Origin of the sequence: Micromonospora violae, from assembly GCF_004217135.1 — a bacterium.
Classification (GTDB): domain Bacteria; phylum Actinomycetota; class Actinomycetes; order Mycobacteriales; family Micromonosporaceae; genus Micromonospora; species Micromonospora violae.
The window spans coordinates 6,655,064-6,671,550 of sequence record NZ_SHKK01000001.1 but is presented as its reverse complement, the minus strand read 5'-3'; the positions used below and the strand labels follow the sequence as shown (position 1 = coordinate 6,671,550).

Sequence of the window (16,487 nt, the reverse complement as noted above, 5' to 3'; positions counted from 1 at the left end):
AAGCCGACCGGTCCGCGCATGACGCACCGCCCCCTACGTTGGTTCACTGGTTCGACAGCTCCTTCATCTCGGTGATGGCCGGAACGGCCATCGGATCCAGCCCGTGGGCCAGCGCAAGGTAGATCGAGGCGAAATCCGGAACGGCGATCAGCGAGGCCAGCCGCTCCAGGGCGGAGCCACCCTCGGCGGTCACCACGTCGCACCGCACGCCACGGCGCTCCGCGAGGGTCTGCACCGCGTCCGCCCGACGCTCCTCGACGGCGAGAGGCTCGTCGGTGTCGTCCTCGGCGTTGAGGCCGCCGTCACGCAGCAGCACCAGCCGCAGCCGGGTGCCCTCGCCGTCGTCGTCGGTCGGGTCGGCGAAGATGTCCCGCTCCCCCTCGGCCAGGCCGCCGAACACGCCGTCGAGCAGCCCGACGCGGCCCCGCCCGGCCTCACCCAACGCGCCGGTCACCACCGGGTAGCGGGCGTTGGCCGACAGCGTGTCACCGAACCGGCGGGCCGCCACCGTGGCCAGCGGGGACGAGCCCCAGACGATCGGGATCGAGCCGGCCAGACCCAGGGCCAGTGACTTCGCCGGGTTGACGAAGGACTCCGCGGCGGACCGGCAGCGGTCGGCGTCCGCGTCGAGGCGGGCCGCGGTTTCCGCCAGGTCGGCCTCGTTGACCTTCACGAGCCCGAGGGAACGGGCGGCGAGCAGGACCGGCACGGTGAGCGCCCAGAGGCTGGCCCGGGCCGGGGCACGCCGGGGCACCGGGATGAACGGCGCCCGGGCCTGCTCGGCGATCGACTGCAACTGCGAGTCCGGGGCGCCCACGGCGACGAGTCGGGCACCACGCCGGTGGGCCGCCTCGGCGGCGCCGAGCGCCTCCGGGCTGCGACCGGACGCGCTCACCGCGATCACCACGTCGGCCGCGCCCACCCAACCGGGGACGCCGGCACTGCGGTGCCCGATGATCGGGACCGGGCAGCGCGGCCCGGCGACCGTGGCCAGCACATCGCCGGTACGCCCCGCCGTGCCGATGCCGGCGATGACCACGGCTCGGGGCCGCCCGTCGTCGGCGAGCACGGCGAGATTCGCCTCGGCCGCCAGCGCGGCGCTCTCCCGAACCTGCGCACCGGCGGAGGCCGTGTGCCGCAGCATGCCACCCGGGTCGGCCTCGGCCAACGCCTGCGGGTCGTCGAGCAGGGTCTCGTCGGCGTCGCGACGCCCGCTGACCCCGGCCGTACCGTCGATCATGAGGACTGCCCGGGGCCACCGCGCGCTTCGTCGAGCAGCAGCACCGGCACGTCGTCGCGGACCTCGAAGATCCGGCCGCACTCCGTGCAGGTCAGCGTCTGCGCCTCGGCGTCGTAGGTGAGCGGGGCGTGGTGCGTGTCCGGACAGGCGAGGATCTCGAGCAACTGCGGATCCAGGGCCATGGCACGGCTCCTTCCACGTGTGCGGCTTGACCGACGGCGGTGCCGACCGGCGCAGGCGATCTTATCGGCGAACGCGGTCGAGCACGTCGTCCCGGAGCGAGACCATCCGATCCCGGGTGGACGCCTCGACGTTGAGCCGCAGCAGCGGCTCCGTGTTGGAGGCGCGCAGGTTGAACCAGGCGCCATCGGGGAAACGCAGGGTGAGCCCGTCCATCTCGTCGGCCACCGCGTCGGGGTACGCGGCGCGCACCTCGGCCACCGCCGCCGCCTGGTCGACCACCGTCGAGTTGATCTCACCGGAGGCGATGTAGCGCTCGTACTCACCGGCCAACACGGACAGCGGCAGCGACTGCTCACCCAGCGCCGCCAAGGTGTGCATCGCGGCGAGCATCCCGGTGTCGGCGAACCAGAAGTCCCGGAAGTAGTAGTGCGCGGAGTGCTCGCCACCGAAAACGGCGTTGGTACGGGCCATCTCCGCCTTGATGAAGGAGTGCCCGACCCGGGCGACGACCGGTTGCCCACCGTGCTCCCGGATGATCTCCGCAACCGCGCTGGAGGTGATCAGGCCGTGGATCACCGTGGAACCCGGGTGCTTGGCCAGCTCACGGGCGGCGACGAGTGCGGTGATCGCCGAGGGCGAGACCGGCTCGCCGCGCTCGTCCACCACGAAGCACCGGTCGGCGTCACCGTCGAAGGCCAACCCGATGTCAGCCCCGTGCTCGACCACCGCACGCTGGAGGTCGACCAGGTTCGCCGGGTCCAGTGGGTTGGCCTCGTGGTTGGGGAAGCTGCCGTCCAGCTCGAAGTAGAGCGGCACGATCTCCAGCGGCAACGGCGACAGGGCCGCGTCGCCCAGCACGGTCGGAACGGTGAAGCCACCCATGCCGTTGCCGGCGTCGACGACCACCTTCAACGGCCGGATGCCCGAAAGGTCGACCAGCTTGCGCAGGTAGCCGGCATAGTCGGGGAGCAGGTCGCGCCGCTCGGCCGGTCGGGTCGGCGCACCGGCGGGACGCGCGTCGCCCGAGTCCAGGAGGGCCTGGGCCCGGTCCCGGATCTCGGCCAGGCCGCTCTCCTGCCCGATCGGGCGGGCACCGGAGCGGCACATCTTGATGCCGTTGTACTGCGCGGGGTTGTGGCTCGCGGTGAACATGGCGCCGGGCAGGTCCAGCGAACCCGACGCGTAGTAGAGCAGGTCGGTGGAGGCGAGGCCGACCTCGATCACCGAGCGCCCCTCGGCGCGTACGCCGGCGGCGAACGCGGCGGCCAGGCCGGGTGAGGTGGCCCGCATGTCGTACCCGACGACGACCGCGTCGCCGGGCTCGTCGGTGGAGTTGAGCAGCTGGGTGAAGGCGGCTCCCAGTGCCTCCGCGACCCGCTCGTCCCACTGGTCCGGCACCGTCCCACGGACGTCGTACGCCTTCACAATCTGGGACAGATCAGTCACGTTTTCCACTCCTTGGCCGCAGGTTAGACACCGATCCTGAGCCTAACGGAGGGGCCCGCTCGTACTCCGCTCAGCCGGGGAGCCGGGGAATGAACACGGTGTGGCCGCCGCCGTCGGTGGGCGGGTCACCGGGCAACCGCCGACCGTCGGGCCGACCCGGCATCGGTTGCGTCGCCTCCGGCACCGGAGCACTGGTGCTCGGCCGGGCGCCGTAGACCCCACCGGCGGGCGGGCGCGGGGACGGCACCCCGCCCCAACCGGCGGCCGGCGGCTGCTGGCCGTACACCTGACCGGGGCGACCTGGCGCGGGCGGCAACCCACCCCCGGCCCGGTAGGTGGTGCCGCCGGGGTTGCCCGGCAGCGCGCCGGGCGCGTCGTCGGACGGCTGCCGGTCCTGCCGCGAGCGACGGACCAGCAGCACGATGAGCAGCAGACCGACCGCCACCAGCACAATGCCGAAGTACATCACCGGGGATCCTCCGCCGGACGACTCGGCGGCGGTCGGCGTGGTGTTCAGCCCGGTGGGCTGGGCCGCCGGGTTCACCGCCTCCTCGACGGTCGCGACCTCGGTCGGGCTCGGGGTGGGCGTCGGCTTCTTCGACGGCGTCGGCGACGTGGTGACCCGCGCTCCGGTCAGCCGTGCCGCGTCGGTGCCCCGACCCAACTCCTGACCCGCGGCGCTGACCCCCACGCCCGTGACGACCAGGCGGCCGCCCGGTGCGCCGGCGGCGAACGCCACCCGGTAGCGCACGGTCATGCCCTTGCCCTTGCACAGGTTCGGCTTCACCGGCGACGTCTGCGCGGTCGCCACACTGCCGGCACCGCCGGTGACGGCGACGGGGAACCAGCGCCCGCCAGCACTGACCTCGACCGTCACCTGGTTCGGCTGGAGACCCTCCAGGCGGAAACCCAGCGCGGTACGTAGCAGGACACACCCCTCGGTGCGCTTGCGCACCGCGACGTTCACCCCCTCGGCGGAACCACCGGCGGCGAAGCTGCTGGATGCGCCCACCCGGACCGAGTCCTCGTCGGCCAGCGCCGGCGACGCACCGAGCATCACCAGGCCGCCCGCCAGACCGCAGACCGCCGCGAGCCGTGCCACGCGTCGACGCACTGTCATGATCACCTCGCCGTTCTCCCCGGGTGGGGTCCGCCGGTCAGGCTACTACCGGCCCACCCACCCCACCGCCCATAGAGCGGCCCGGATGTGTGCGGCGTTACGGTTTACCGCCCGACCCGCCGACCTGCGGCGGACCGGTCTGAGCAGCCGATCAGCCGTGCTGCTCTGCCCGTCAACCGGGCTGCTCCGCCTCGGCGAGGGCGTCGCGGCACAGCCGGTCGGCGGTGCGGGTGGTCTCCGGCAGGCGGTAACGCGGAGTCAACGCCAGCACCTGCCCGGTCGCGTTCTCCAGGCTCATCCGATGGCCGACGCTGACGAAGACCGGCTTCACCCCGTCCCGGGTCCGCAACACCCGACCGACCACGTCCCCACCGTCACGCAACGACGACCACGAACCCCGCTCGGCGGACGGCGGATCCCACGTCCCGACCAGAGGCGTCTTCCCCACCCCGATCGTGGGCAACCCGGTGACCACCCCGAGATGGCACGCGAGCCCGAACCGGCGCGGGTGAGCCAGCCCGTGCCCGTCACAGACCAGCAGGTCCGGGACGGTGGTCAGACGCTCAAGCGCCGCGAGCAACGCGGGCACCTCACGGAACGCGAACAACCCCGGCACGTAGTCGAACGCGGGCCGCCCCACCCCGACCGCGGAGTCCACCACGGCCAACGTCCGGGCATCCAGGACCGTCACGGCCGCCGCCAGAAGGTCACCACCTTCGGCGTACGCGACATCCAGGCCGGCCACCGTCGCGGGCGCGCTCGGCCCCGGCCCGACCAGGTCCACCAGCGGCCGCAACTCCTCCTGTACGTTCACTGCCTCCGCAACACTGCCCGGCCCCACGGCCCCCACTCCCGCTCCGTGCGCGGTCCGCCATGATCCACTCGACTTCATGAAAGTCGCGCCATCCCCGGGCCGGGATGCCCCGACTTCCGCGGTGATCCACTCGACTTCATGAAAGTCGGGCCATCCCCCAGGCTGGGATGCCCCGACTTCAACAAACCCGAGTCGATCACCCTCGGCCTGCGGCGTCGGCGCCATCTCCGGCGGCCCTGCCGCCCGGGCCACCCCGGCCTTCGGCCCGGCCCCTGATCGCACCCAGGCCGAGCGCGAAGGCAATGCCAAGGGCAACCCCGAAGGCGACGCCACCCTTCGCCCCAAACACGGGAAGGCCGATCGCCAGGCCGACCAGGATGCCAACCGGCCAGGCCCAGACAGTGGACCTGATGCCCTGCTTGTCAGATCTCGCCATGCGTCGATCTTAATCGGCGCCGCCAGCGCCCCACCGACCGTCGAGTTTGACGCCTAGCGGCGACGGGCGATCGAGGCGACCTGCACGCCTGCCGCTTCAACCTCCGCCCGGACCGCAGCCAGCAGATCCTGCACGTCCGAGTCATCCGGGTCCCCAGGCAGTTCGATGTCGAGGCGCCATCCTCGGCTGTCCACGTCGCGCCAGAGCTCAACGCTCGCAGCGACCCCCGCGATCGTTCGGTAGACTTCGCCGAACAACTCGTCCCAGTCGTCGCCGAGACGCCCAACCCCATTGAGCCCGAGCGCTGCCCGCAAACGACCCAACGAGGCCCCGTCCAGGTGCCCACGTAGATCAATCACCCAACTAGCTGACATTCGCTTCCCCAACGATCCAGTCCGTATCTCGGAAGTGGGACGACACTCCAGCCTCGGCTCGATTCGGCGGACCGGAACCAGGAAAAATTGCCGGCACCACGTCTCGGCCGAGCTCACGCGCGTGCCGTTCACGACAGGCCGACCCTCCCTCAGGCAAGCCCTCACTCGTCGCGGGTCCGCGTCCAGCGCGGTGAGATCCCGCGCCGCCTCGTCCAACGACTTCGCGTCGCCACCGAAGACCGCCTGCTCGTACCGCACCCGTGCCCGAACAGCCGCCCGTCCAGTACTTCGGTCATCACTGGCTGTCCCTCCGTCTGTCTGACTGCGACGCACGCCTACGCCGCTCTCGCTATGTCGGGGTCCGCGCCAGGATCACCAGCCGCGCGGAGCTGCTCCTCGAACATGACGAACGTCCGCTGCCGAATCCCACGAATGAGCGCCTGCTCCTTCGGCGTCTCATGCCGCGCCTCGGCGTCCGCCAGGAGCTCAATCGAGCGCACCGTCTCGTAGAGCGCGAAGATTGGCCCATCGCCCCTGAGATGGTGGGCTCGGAACGCCTCCACCTCCTGAACAAAGTCCTCTGCGGAACGACGGAATATGTCGCCGCCGACGCCTAGCGTTATCTCCACAAAAATATCGTTCTTCTCGTGCCAGCCTCCTGAGTCAATGGACAGTCGCCAGACCCTGGCCCCGCCGTCCGGAGTTTGGACGATCTTCACCGGCGACTGGTAGTAGAGGTAGTAGGAGGGAAGCACTAGACCCGGCACCTCGGTCATTCAGACTTCTCCTCAAAAGTTGACTGCAGTGCGGTCCAGAACAACTGCTGCTCGCGAAGACGGATGCCGTCCGTGATTGCTCGCTCTCGAGGTGTCAAGGCTCTGCCCTCCTCCTCGGCAAGGGCCTCCACGTCACGTCGGACCTCATAAAGCACATGCTCCCAGACCGCGACAGCGTCAAGCGCGGCCAGGTGGAGGCGGAATTCGGCCAGGTGGCCGTTCCGCATCCGAAGCACCATTTGAACGTCCCGATAACCACTACTCATCGGGGACACAAACCGATCTTCACAGCTCACAACGACGATGCCCGGGCGTTCCTTGAGTCGTCCGAGTGCGGCGTACAGGTCGTCGAGGTTGCGGAACTCGACCTTCGCGGCGGCCAGGTCAAGTAGCTTGGAGACATCGCCCTGGTGTTTGGCCACCTTGTCCTCGGCACGACGACGGTCCTTGGGCTGGGGACGCCAGCCGGGCTCACCGACTCGATGACCATCAACTTGGGCGAGGGACACTGCAAGCTGATTCAGGTCTGCCTGCGCCTCTATCGCCGCCAAATAGAGATCGTCGAGGTAGCCCTTCCGGTAGGAAGCGTCGCCGCGTCGGACCTCGTCGAAACCTGCCTGTGCGACCGGCCCCCGCCGCACCTGGATACCTGCGCTAATTCTCAACTGGTCGCTGGTGAGGGGGGTCGGCTCGGGTTGGGGCACTTGCGGGCGGTCCGAATGCTGTCGCGTCGCCTCCTGTTGGGCGACGTCGTCGAGCACCTCGGCGAGGACGTCGATGGCCTGTTGATGGCTGGCCAGGTGATACAGGGTCAGTGGACGGGCAGTCAGCGACTCCGCGAGCTCAGGCGTGGACTGGATCATGCGCGCCAGGTCCGGATGCTGTACCAACTGCCGTACCAGACGCTCGGCCAGGTCCGGCTCGTTCGGGGGCGGCTCTCGCCGGGCGGTGTCGAGCATGTCCCGGACCCGGTCGTCGGCGAACAGTCGTACCAGATCCTGGGCCGACGCGTCGTCCAGATCCGGCACCAGCCGGCGAAGGGTGGGCGGGTCGACAGTCGTCGCGAACTCAACGGTAGTCACCCCGGCCGCGAAGACATCATCCACACTGCGGGCCGCCGCGACGGCGCGGGCAGGGCCGCTGGCTGGTGTGGGCTGGTCGGACTCAGCGCTCGATGCATTGTCGGCGTCGGGTGGCCAGGGGGCCGAGCCTGGGCCGTCGAGGAGCAGGTACATCCGGTTGATGTACGGGTCACCGTCGCTGCCGTTGTCGTGCGTCGGTGGGTGATCCGGCAGGTCGGGCCGTTCGCTGAACCGGCCCCGGGGCAGCCCGCCGAGCGGCATCGGTCGGCCGTCTCCACTGAGCACCAGCGCGTCGATGCCGACCACGTCGGGGTAGAGCGGACGGTCCCGGACCACACCGCTCTGCGGGTCCACGAAGAGAACCGTGCCGTTCTGGTTGAGCGCCACCCAGGCGTGCGAACCTCCGTGCGCCCACTCGGTGACCAGGAACGAGTAGCTGCCGTGGCCGCCCAGCAGCAGTTGGTCGTGCAGGTTGCGGTAGCCCCGATCGGCGGCCTGCCGTGCCTGCTCGGCGTCGCCGCGTTGGCCGGCCGCCGGGGCGAGGAGTTGCTGGAAGCGCCCGCCGGTCACGTCCTCCACCCGGCCGGGGCCGCCTGCCTCGCCACGGATGGGACGCCGGATGTCACCGTCCAGGTAGCCGTCGAAGGTGCGGGGCGCGGACACGCGGGGCCGCCCGTGCACCCAGGTTTCGAAGAGCGACAGCGTGCAGTCCAGGCAGTTGATGCCCCGGGTGGCGTCGGCCGCCGGGCCGCCGTCGTTGAGCAGCCGGAACCAGCCACCCCGGCGGGGGTCGGCGGTGCGGGTGATGCTGCCGTCCGGCTCGCGGGGCATCTGCCGTTCGACGTCGACCTGGTGCAGGGCGAGCGGCGGGCGGAGTCCGCCGGGCTGCCCGTACGGCCGGGAGTCGTCGATCGGCGGCGGATCGTCGTCGCCGGTGAGCTTGGACGGGCCGGCGGTCTCGACCGCGCCGAGCGCGAGTGCGCCCACGTCCCGGTTGGCGTGCTCGAAGGTGGCACTGATGTCCACCACCGGCGGGGCGGTGGTGCCGGCCAGCACCGCGTCTGCCAGGTCACGCCATTCGGAGTACGCGCGCGCCTCCTCGTTCGCGGCGCGCTGCCAGCCGTCGGCCCACTGCTGGTTGCCGGCGTGGTGCAGCTGTCGGGCGTAGCTGGCGTACTCGACGGCGCGGCGATCGTGCTCGACGGCACGGGTGCGCAGTCGGGCGGCCTCGGCCTGCCGGCGGTTGGTCTCCAACCCGATCCGCAGCGATTCGTAGTGGTCCTGGTAGCGCCGCCGCTCGGCGGCTTCCGCTGCGGCGGCCCACTGCGCCGCGTACGCGTCGTTCATCTCGGGCTCGCGCACCGGCGGGGCACCGAACGCGGCCACGTCGACGGGGACCGACGCTGTGCCCCGGGCCGGATGGTCATGCGCTCGCACTGATGCGGGTCGCTGCCGCGCCGGTGTTTGCGACGGCAGGGCGAATCGACCCACCGCCGGTGGCGTGGGGGCGACCGGCGGCTGCCCGTTGGGGGTGGTTGGCGCGCCGAAGGTGACCGGCGTCGCCGGACCGGGCGTGATCGTCGGTGCGGTGGGGCCAGTCGCCGAGGCCCAGGTGGTCGGTCCGGAGGTGGTGGCGTGCGGCACGCTGCCGGGGTGGGCCGGCGGTGCACCGGTAGCGGTCGACCCACTGCTCGATTCGAGGGGACCGGCCGAGGGGGCGGCCACGGCCGAGAGGTGGGGTTGAGCCGGCGCCGGGTGCGGCGCGCCCGTGCTCTCCCCGACCGGCCCCGCCACGGACCCGGTTACCGGATGGACCGTTGGATCCACATCGGACGGCGTGATGACCGGCATCGGTGCTGACGTGTGCACGTCGGCCGCCACAGCAGCCTCCAGCTCGGCTCGTGGCTGTCCGAGGCCCGGCGACGTTGGCGCGTCCAGGTGGTTCGGCGAGGACACACCACCAGCATCCGTAGCCTGCGCCGGAACGCCGCCAGAGGTGACCGGAGCGTCCGAAGCCACGCCCCCCGCCGCCGAGGTGCCGACAGCAGGCCAGTCCCCGGCTGACGAGGCCGCCGCCGAACCTTCGACCACAGGCGAGTCCCCAGCTGACGGGACCGCCGTCGACGACCCGGCCGCAGGCGATACCGTCACCGAAGCGGCCCCGAGGGAGGGCGGCGTTCCCGCAGCTGTCGGATCGCCCGCCCCAGGCAGCACCGGCGGAAGCGACGGGCCGGCGAACGATGCCCCGGCGAGGGCGTTGGCCTGCGCGTCGAGCCGGGCGCGCAGCGCATGGTCGGTCTGGGCGGTCGCCGAGCCGGTGACCCCGGACGCGGCGGCCCGCGCCAGGTCGTCCATGGAGGACAGACCCTGACCGGTGGCCAGGCTCGCCGCGTTCTCGGCGAGCACCTCGCCGGTCATCTCCCGCCCCAGGTGCTCCCCGACTTTCGCGGCTCGCCCGGTGGCGTGCCGGCCCAGGCCGGCCACCGGCGCCACCGCCCCGCCGGCGAGCCCACCGACCGCCGAGGCGCCCAGATCGGTCAGGTCCAGGCCGTGTGCCCGCCCGGTGGAGTTCTGGTACGCCTGGGTGGCCAGGGTGACTCCGGCCTCCTCGGTGGCCTCCTCCAGCCCTTCCCGAGCGGCCCGCTTGGCGAACCCGCGGGCACCGCCTCGGGCGACCTCCTTGGCGGCCCGTTCGCTGGCCTCCTTGAGCCCGTGCCGGAGGGCCTTACTGGCGAGTTGACCCATCAGCCGCTTGAAGATCTGGTGCACCAGCAGCCGAGTGGCGGTGATCGCCGCGCCGGCCGCCGGGGTGGCGGCGCCGGCGGTCAACACGGCCGCCACCGCCACAGTGAGCAGTTCGATGACCAGGATGCCCAGCTCGATCCAGACTTCCAGCTTGGCGCCCTCGATGTCGCAGCCGCACTCCTCGACCAGTCGGCCCAGGTCGGCCGTGACCGCGAGCAGCACGGGCAGCGGAGCGTCGGCACCCTCGGCGATCCCGCGCCAGGCCGCCTCGAACGCCGCGTCGACCGCCCCGACCCCGCCGTACCCGCTGTGCACCTCGGCGGCGGCCGCGGCCGCATCGGCGTGCGGCCCGGCGAGCACGGAGGCGACCGCGTACCACTGGTCGGCGACGTCCCAGACGGCCCGCTCGTTGCCCTCCGGCCACTGCACGCCGACCACCCAGTCGAGGGCCTCGTAGATCCAGCCGGGCACGTCCCACGGCGCGTAGTCCAGTGGGTGCGGGATGGGACTCGGCAGCATGCTCATCGGGGTCGGCCGTCAGCGCCGGTCGGCGGCCCGACCGACCCGGGCGGCGTTGGCCCCGTCGGTCTGCACGCTCGCATCGACCGCCTCGACCACGTCGCTGCCCAGCTCGGCGAGCCGATGCCCGACGCCGGCCCAGGCGCGCAGCACGGTCTGCTCGAACCCGCGGTAGTTGCGCTCGAAGGCGGCGCCGATGTCGTCGCGACCCCACGGCCGGGCACCGCTGGCGGCCTCGATCGCGCCCCCCTCGGCCGCCCGACGCGCCGTCACCGCCTCACCGGCGAGCGCCAGGTCGGCGCCACCCCGGCGGGCGCGGGACGGATCGAGCCAGAGCTGCCCGTCGGTCATCTCTCCGCCTCGCCTTTGCCGAGTACGGCGTCGGCCCGACCGAGCAGTGCGGCGTAGTCGCCGGTCTTGAGGAAGTCCATCGTCCCGGAGCCGGCCGGCATGCTCTCGGCGACCAGATCGCGGGTGGCCTCGGCGGCGGCGGTCGAGGCGGCCCGGATCGTTTCGGTGATTTTTCGGCCCAACGCCCCCGCGTCCCGCTCGCGGTAGATGGCCGACGTCAGCTCAACCTCGATCACCTGGCCCTGTGCGCCCACGGTCGCGATCACCTGCCCGTCGGCCGACCGCCGGGTCACCCGGAGCGCGGTAAGCCGCGTCTGAAGAGTGTCCAAACCGGATCTGAGCTGCTGGTATTGCCCGTACACGTCGTCGAATCGGGCCCGTAGCTCGCGATTGACGCTCCGGTCCGCCTGTTCGCCCACCGCCGCCCCTCCCGTCACCGTCGGTAGAGCGAAACGATACCGGCTGCCATCGATCCGTGTAGTCCGGTAGTTTCAATGCGTGATCGACCGTCAACAGGCCGAGCAGCTCGCCGCCACCTGGGCCCGCCGTGACTCCCAGCGCCTCGGCCACGAGTGCACCGCAATGGTCGACGAGTTCGACCTGGGGTACGTCATCACGTCCGTCGTGCCCACCGAGGTACGCACGGTGCCGGGCGACCTGCCGACAACCGTCATCGACAAGCAGACCGGCACGGTCACCACCTGGCCCCGGGTGCCGAGCACGATGGTGGCGGAGATGTACCGGCGCAGTCAGCCCGTGGGGCCGACCGCTCCCCGCACCGTCGATCCGTCGACTCTGCTGGTCCGGGAGATACATCGGGGCGCCACCCCGAACACGGCCGCGCATCTGACCATCGATGGGCGGATCTGGACGGCCCAGGGCACGAAGGCCGACGTGCCACTGCACCATCACCCGCTCGTCCGCGACTATCTCGACCAGCTGCCCCCCGGCGAGCTGGTGCGCGGCGGGGAGTCGCACGCGGAGCTGATCGTCGTCTCCGACGTCCTGCACGAGTACGACCACCGCCGCGCCGCCGAGGGGATCGCGCCGATGGGCCGGGCCGAGGCGGCCGCGCTGCTGGGGGGTGCCCGCTTCGAGATCTTCCGGATCCGTGAACCGGGTGATCCCGCTGGTGGGCCCGCCGAGCGGCCCTGCGACTCGTGCATCTCCTTCCTGGTGCGAGCGAACGTCCTCCCGGAGACGGCGCACGCCTACACCGAGACCTGGCGCGCGCCGGAGGCACCCGACCCCGATCCTGGGCGCTTCCCGGCCGAGGTCGCCAACGCGCTGGTCGCGGCCGGGTGGCGGCCCCATATCGGCGACCAGATCATGGCCGCCGCCGCCGTACGGGATGTCACATCAGTGCCGGGGCGGAACCATCAGCACGAGGTCTTTCCCGCCGCCGTGGAGGCGCTCACGGCGTTCCCCAGCCTGGTCGGGGCGCGGCGCGGCCGGGGTGAGCAGGTGTGGATCTCTCGGTTCGACATCCGCCCGCACATCGTCGCGCACACCGCCGACACCCTCGCGGACTTCGGCGCGGTGCTCGGCGTACGCCTCTTTCCGATCGGCACCGAGCAGCAGGACAGCATCCTGGCGGTGGACGAGCGCGGCCGGATCTTCGCGCTGGATCAGGCCGGCGAGTGGTTCCTCGGCGACACCATCGACGCCGCGCTGACCACTCTGCTGCTCGGCCGCGCCCCCGCCCGCGTTCGCGACGACGGCACCTGGCCGGCCGACCCCGGCTGACGCGCGGGGCCGGTCACCCCCCTACCCGCGGCTCGGTGTGGTCGTCGGGGCGGGGGAAGGGACCCAGCGTACGGGCCCCTTCCCCGGGGTCAGCGGAGCACCTCGACCGTGTTGCGGCGCACCACATTCTTGCCCGGCTCGCGGATCTGCTCCATGGCGGCGGAGTTGAGCAGCACGCAGCTGCCCGACGGGCCGGTCACCGTCACCGTGGTCGCCCGGTTGTTGTCCAGGTTGGTCACCCGCAGCCGGGTGCCCACCGGGAACTGCCCGCTGGTGGCCGCCGGCCCGGCCGCCTCCTCGAAGAAGGTGATCGCTCCCGCGCAGGCCGACCGGGGCGCCGGGCCGGGTACGCCGGGCGACGCGACGCCGGGGCGGACCGTGCCGGGGGCCGGAGCGCCGGCGGGCGGTGCCGCGCCGTCGACACGTTCCACCACGTTGCGGCGGATCACGTTCTTCCCCGGCTCCCGGACCAGCTCCATGGCCGCCGCGTTGAGCAGCACGCAACTGCCCGACGGGCCGGTCACCGTCACCGTGGCCGCCCGGTTGTTGTCCAGGTTCGTCACCCGCAGCCGGGTACCCACCGGGAACCGGTCGCTGGTCGCCGCCGGTGCCCCGCCCTCCGCCGAAAAGGTGACCGAGCCGGAGCAGACCGACGATCGCGCCGGGGCCGTGTCGGCGAACCCGAAGCTGGTCCCCACCGCCACACCCACTGCGGCGAGTACCGCCACGCCCGCCGCCAGCACGTGCCTGCGCTGCACCCTCATCGCCGTCGCTCCCGTCCTCGGTGGTGTCCTTCGCCCCCTGGTACGGACCGGAACGCCCTACCGTTCAGCCGCCACCGGTGTCGAACGCTTGGCGGCCAGGTCCACCGGCCCGTACCGGGTGTGCGCCGCCCCGGTCATCAGCGCCCAGTAGCGGTCGCCGTACGACCAGTGCCACCACTCGGTCGGGTAGTTCACCATCCCCGCGCCGCCGAGAGCGTCCACCATGATCTGCCGGTGCCGACGGGCGGTGCCGACGATCGCCGGCGCGTCGGTGAAGCAGGCGTCGGCGCTGTCCTCCGGGGTGGCGTCGATGACGGTGCCCAGGTCCAACTCCACACCGTCGTCGGTGCAGAGCGTCAGGTCCACCGCGCCACCCGTGCTGTGCGGGGCCACCTCGACCGGTGAGACGAACTTCGTAGTCTCCCGGTGCAGCCGCTCCGGCGACCAGTCCGGGTGCCGGCGACGCAACTCGTCCCGGTACCCGGTGAAGATGGCCAACTGTGCCCGGTACGGCCGGTAGCCCTCGACCACCAGCAGGCGCATCCCGTTCGGCAGGGCCCGCTGCGCGGCCAGCAGGCGATCCACCACACCGGAGCGCAGTTGCGCGTACGCCCCGGCCGGGTCGGCCGCCCGGTCGTCGAGCCGCAGCTCCGGCACGGCACGCAGGTCCACGAACTCGTCGCCGTCGTCGGCGCTGGGCACGGCCGCCACCCGGGGGTCGGAGAGCAGGATCATCGGACGCCTCCCAGCGTGCTCGCGGACTCGTTGTGCCGGACGCGGGCCAGCTCCACGAGTCGGTCCACCACCTCCCGATAGCTGACGCCGGCGGCGGCCCACACCTTCGGGTACATCGAATGAGCGGTGAAGCCGGGCATCGTGTTCAGCTCGTTGACGTACAGCTCACCTGCCGTCTCGTCGTAGAAGAAGTCGACCCGGGCCAGACCCCAACCGCCGATCGCGGCGAAGGCGCGCAGCGACAGCTCGCGGACCCGCGCGGTCACCTCGTCCGGCAGCACGGCGGGGACGATCATCGGGTCGGCGTCGCCGAAGTACTTCTGCTGGTAGTCGAACCAGCCGCCGGTGACCCGCACCTCGCCCACAGCTGACGCCTCGGGGCGCCAGCCGCCGAGCACCGCGCACTCCAACTCCCGGCCGGCGACCCCCTGCTCGACCATGACGAGCTGGTCGTGGCGGAACGCCTCCCGCACGGCGGCGGCCAGGTCGTCACCCTCGCCGACGCGGGAGATGCCGATCGACGAACCCATGTTGGCCGGCTTGACGAAGAGTGGCCGGGTCAGCCCGGTCACCAGCTTCTCCGGGTCGTCGACCGCGCGGTAGGTGTGCGCGTCGAACGCCACGTACGGGGTGACCGGGATGCCTTCGGCGCGCAGCGCCCGCTTCATCGCCACCTTGTTCATGCCCACCGCGGAGGCGAGGATGCCGCACCCCACATACGGGACGGTCAGCGACTCCAGCAGCCCCTGCACCACACCATCCTCACCGTACGGGCCGTGCAGCACCGGGAAGATCACGTCCAGTTCGGCGTGCACCGCGCCGGGGGCGTTGGCGGCGGACACCTGCACGACGCCCGGACGCGGACCGGCCCGCAACTCGACGGCCGGCCCGGTCACCACCAGGTGGTCGTCGATGGCCCGCTCACCGGCCGGCCGGTCCCGCAACTCCGCCAGCAGCGCGTCGGGCATCAGCCGGAACCCGCCGCTGCGGGTGACGCCGATGGCGACCGTGCGGTAGCCACCGCCGGCGAGCGCCCGGGCCACGCCGAGCGCGGAGGCGCAGGACACCTCGTGCTCCGCCGACGGCCCACCGAACAGGATTCCGATCCGCGTTGGCGCGCTCACGCCGCCACCCCTTCCCCGGTCGTCGATTCGGCGGGGCGCGGGGCCATCAACCTGGCCACCAGCGCCGCCTCCACGTTTCCGCCGGTCAGCACCACACCGATCGTCCGCTGCCGGTCCTGCTGCGGCGCGAGCCGAAGCACGCCGGCCAGGCCCGCCGCCCCGGACGGCTCGGCGAGCACCTTGAGTTCCGTCAGGATCAGCCGGAACGCGGCGGCGATCTCGTCGTCGTCGACCCGGACGACATCGCGCAGCGTGTCCCGCACGATGGCGAACGGCAGCTCACCCACGCAGGACGGCCGCAGCCCGTCCGCGATGGTGGGCGCCGGTGCGACCGGCACGCGGACACCCGCCGCCAGGCTGCGGGCGAGCGAGTCGCAGCCCACCGGCTCCACGCCGTACACCTCGATGTTGGAGCCGGCGGCGGCCAGGCAGGCGCCGGCCACCCCGCCACCACCACCGACCGGTACGACCAGCGTGTCCAACGGTGTTCCCGCCCCCTCGGCCTCCTCGATCAGCTCCAGGCTCGCGGTGCCCTGCCCGGCGATCACGTCCGGGTGGTCGTACGCGTCGATGACAGGGTGACCGCTCTCAGCGCTGAGCCCGTTGGCCACCGTTACCCGTTCCTCGACGCCGGTGCCGGCGAACACCACCCGCGCCCCCGCCACACGCGCCCGGTCGACCTTCGTGGGTGCCGCGTCGACCGGCAGCACGACGGTCGCCGCGAGCCCGTGCTGCCGGGCCGCCAACGCCACCGCCACCGCGTGGTTGCCGGTGCTCTGCGCGATCACCCCGGTGTGGCCGGCCGCGGCGAGACGGCCAACAGCGCGCAGCGCGCCCCGCATCTTGTACGAGCCGCCGTTCTGGAGGTTCTCCGCCTTGAGCAGGACCCGCGCCCCGGCGATCTCGTCGATCACCGGGGACCGCAGCACGGGGGTACGGACCACGCGGCCGGTGAGCCAGCGGCTGGCCTCCTCGACATCGGCCCGGACCTGGCCAACGGTGTGTGACATCGTTTCTCCTTCTCGGGCACAC

At 72.1% G+C, this 16,487-nt stretch carries 16 protein-coding genes; 1 reads left to right on the top strand and 15 read right to left on the bottom strand.

All coding sequences use genetic code 11. The features are described from left to right. Positions 1 to 43: 43 nt before the first annotated feature. The 11 genes from EV382_RS30285 to EV382_RS30235 form a co-directional block, all read right to left on the bottom strand. A complete protein-coding gene (locus tag EV382_RS30285; RefSeq protein WP_130407508.1) occupies positions 44 to 1,240 on the bottom strand; it encodes an SIS domain-containing protein in 1,197 nt (398 codons plus the stop codon). Continuing rightward, on the bottom strand, positions 1,237 to 1,422 hold the full coding sequence (locus EV382_RS30280; protein ID WP_091394023.1) for a Trm112 family protein: 186 nt from the start codon (positions 1,420 to 1,422) through the stop codon (positions 1,237 to 1,239). Before EV382_RS30280 ends, EV382_RS30285 begins: the two co-directional genes overlap by 4 nt. 61 nt (positions 1,423 to 1,483) lie before the next feature. After that, on the bottom strand, positions 1,484 to 2,869 hold the full coding sequence (locus tag EV382_RS30275) for a phosphomannomutase/phosphoglucomutase (protein WP_130407506.1): 1,386 nt from the start codon (positions 2,867 to 2,869) through the stop codon (positions 1,484 to 1,486). Positions 2,870 to 2,939: 70 nt separating this feature from the next. Beyond that, positions 2,940 to 3,989, bottom strand: coding sequence for a hypothetical protein (locus EV382_RS30270; protein WP_130407504.1), 1,050 nt, complete (start codon positions 3,987 to 3,989; stop codon positions 2,940 to 2,942). 172 nt (positions 3,990 to 4,161) lie between these two features. Beyond that, positions 4,162 to 4,881 (bottom strand): deoxyribonuclease V, encoded by a 720-nt coding sequence (gene nfi / locus EV382_RS30265; protein WP_425271957.1) that lies wholly within the window; start codon positions 4,879 to 4,881, stop codon positions 4,162 to 4,164. Positions 4,882 to 4,999: 118 nt separating this feature from the next. After that, the gene (locus EV382_RS30260; RefSeq protein WP_130407500.1) at positions 5,000 to 5,239 is read right to left on the bottom strand and encodes a hypothetical protein; all 240 of its coding nucleotides are present in this window, start codon (positions 5,237 to 5,239) and stop codon (positions 5,000 to 5,002) included. Positions 5,240 to 5,292: 53 nt separating this feature from the next. After that, positions 5,293 to 5,598 carry a hypothetical protein gene (locus EV382_RS32970; protein ID WP_165435885.1) on the bottom strand — a complete coding sequence of 102 codons (306 nt, stop codon included), beginning with the start codon at positions 5,596 to 5,598 and terminating at the stop codon, positions 5,293 to 5,295. Between the two features lie 350 nt (positions 5,599 to 5,948). Continuing rightward, positions 5,949 to 6,389: a hypothetical protein gene (locus tag EV382_RS30250; RefSeq protein ID WP_130407498.1), complete on the bottom strand. Its 441-nt coding sequence runs from the start codon at positions 6,387 to 6,389 to the stop codon at positions 5,949 to 5,951. Beyond that, a complete protein-coding gene (locus EV382_RS30245; RefSeq protein ID WP_244236859.1) occupies positions 6,386 to 10,735 on the bottom strand; it encodes a toxin glutamine deamidase domain-containing protein in 4,350 nt (1,449 codons plus the stop codon). The genes EV382_RS30250 and EV382_RS30245 overlap by 4 nt, the downstream gene beginning before the upstream one ends. Positions 10,736 to 10,753: 18 nt before the next feature. Continuing rightward, positions 10,754 to 11,086, bottom strand: a complete 333-nt coding sequence (locus EV382_RS30240) for a hypothetical protein (protein WP_130407494.1) — start codon at positions 11,084 to 11,086, stop codon at positions 10,754 to 10,756. Next, a complete protein-coding gene (locus tag EV382_RS30235; RefSeq protein ID WP_279636540.1) occupies positions 11,083 to 11,448 on the bottom strand; it encodes a YbaB/EbfC family nucleoid-associated protein in 366 nt (121 codons plus the stop codon). Before EV382_RS30235 ends, EV382_RS30240 begins: the two co-directional genes overlap by 4 nt. 136 nt (positions 11,449 to 11,584) lie before the next feature. On the opposite strand from EV382_RS30235, the gene EV382_RS30230 reads away from it, so the two are divergent. Further along, on the top strand, positions 11,585 to 12,832 hold the full coding sequence (locus EV382_RS30230; RefSeq protein ID WP_130407490.1) for an SUKH-3 domain-containing protein: 1,248 nt from the start codon (positions 11,585 to 11,587) through the stop codon (positions 12,830 to 12,832). 89 nt (positions 12,833 to 12,921) lie between these two features. On the opposite strand, the gene EV382_RS30225 is transcribed toward EV382_RS30230, so the two are convergent. Genes EV382_RS30225 through EV382_RS30210 form a run of 4 tightly spaced genes read right to left on the bottom strand, consistent with a single transcriptional unit; the run spans position 12,922 to position 16,465 of the window. After that, positions 12,922 to 13,596 carry an RlpA-like double-psi beta-barrel domain-containing protein gene (locus EV382_RS30225; RefSeq protein WP_130407488.1) on the bottom strand — a complete coding sequence of 225 codons (675 nt, stop codon included), beginning with the start codon at positions 13,594 to 13,596 and terminating at the stop codon, positions 12,922 to 12,924. A gap of 57 nt (positions 13,597 to 13,653) precedes the next feature. Continuing rightward, positions 13,654 to 14,331: a M15 family metallopeptidase gene (locus tag EV382_RS30220; protein ID WP_130407486.1), complete on the bottom strand. Its 678-nt coding sequence runs from the start codon at positions 14,329 to 14,331 to the stop codon at positions 13,654 to 13,656. After that, positions 14,328 to 15,455: a D-alanine--D-alanine ligase family protein gene (locus tag EV382_RS30215; protein ID WP_130407484.1), complete on the bottom strand. Its 1,128-nt coding sequence runs from the start codon at positions 15,453 to 15,455 to the stop codon at positions 14,328 to 14,330. Before EV382_RS30215 ends, EV382_RS30220 begins: the two co-directional genes overlap by 4 nt. Further along, complete coding sequence (locus tag EV382_RS30210; RefSeq protein WP_130407482.1) at positions 15,452 to 16,465, bottom strand: threonine ammonia-lyase; 1,014 nt, start codon at positions 16,463 to 16,465, stop codon at positions 15,452 to 15,454. Before EV382_RS30210 ends, EV382_RS30215 begins: the two co-directional genes overlap by 4 nt. Positions 16,466 to 16,487 lie beyond the last annotated feature (22 nt).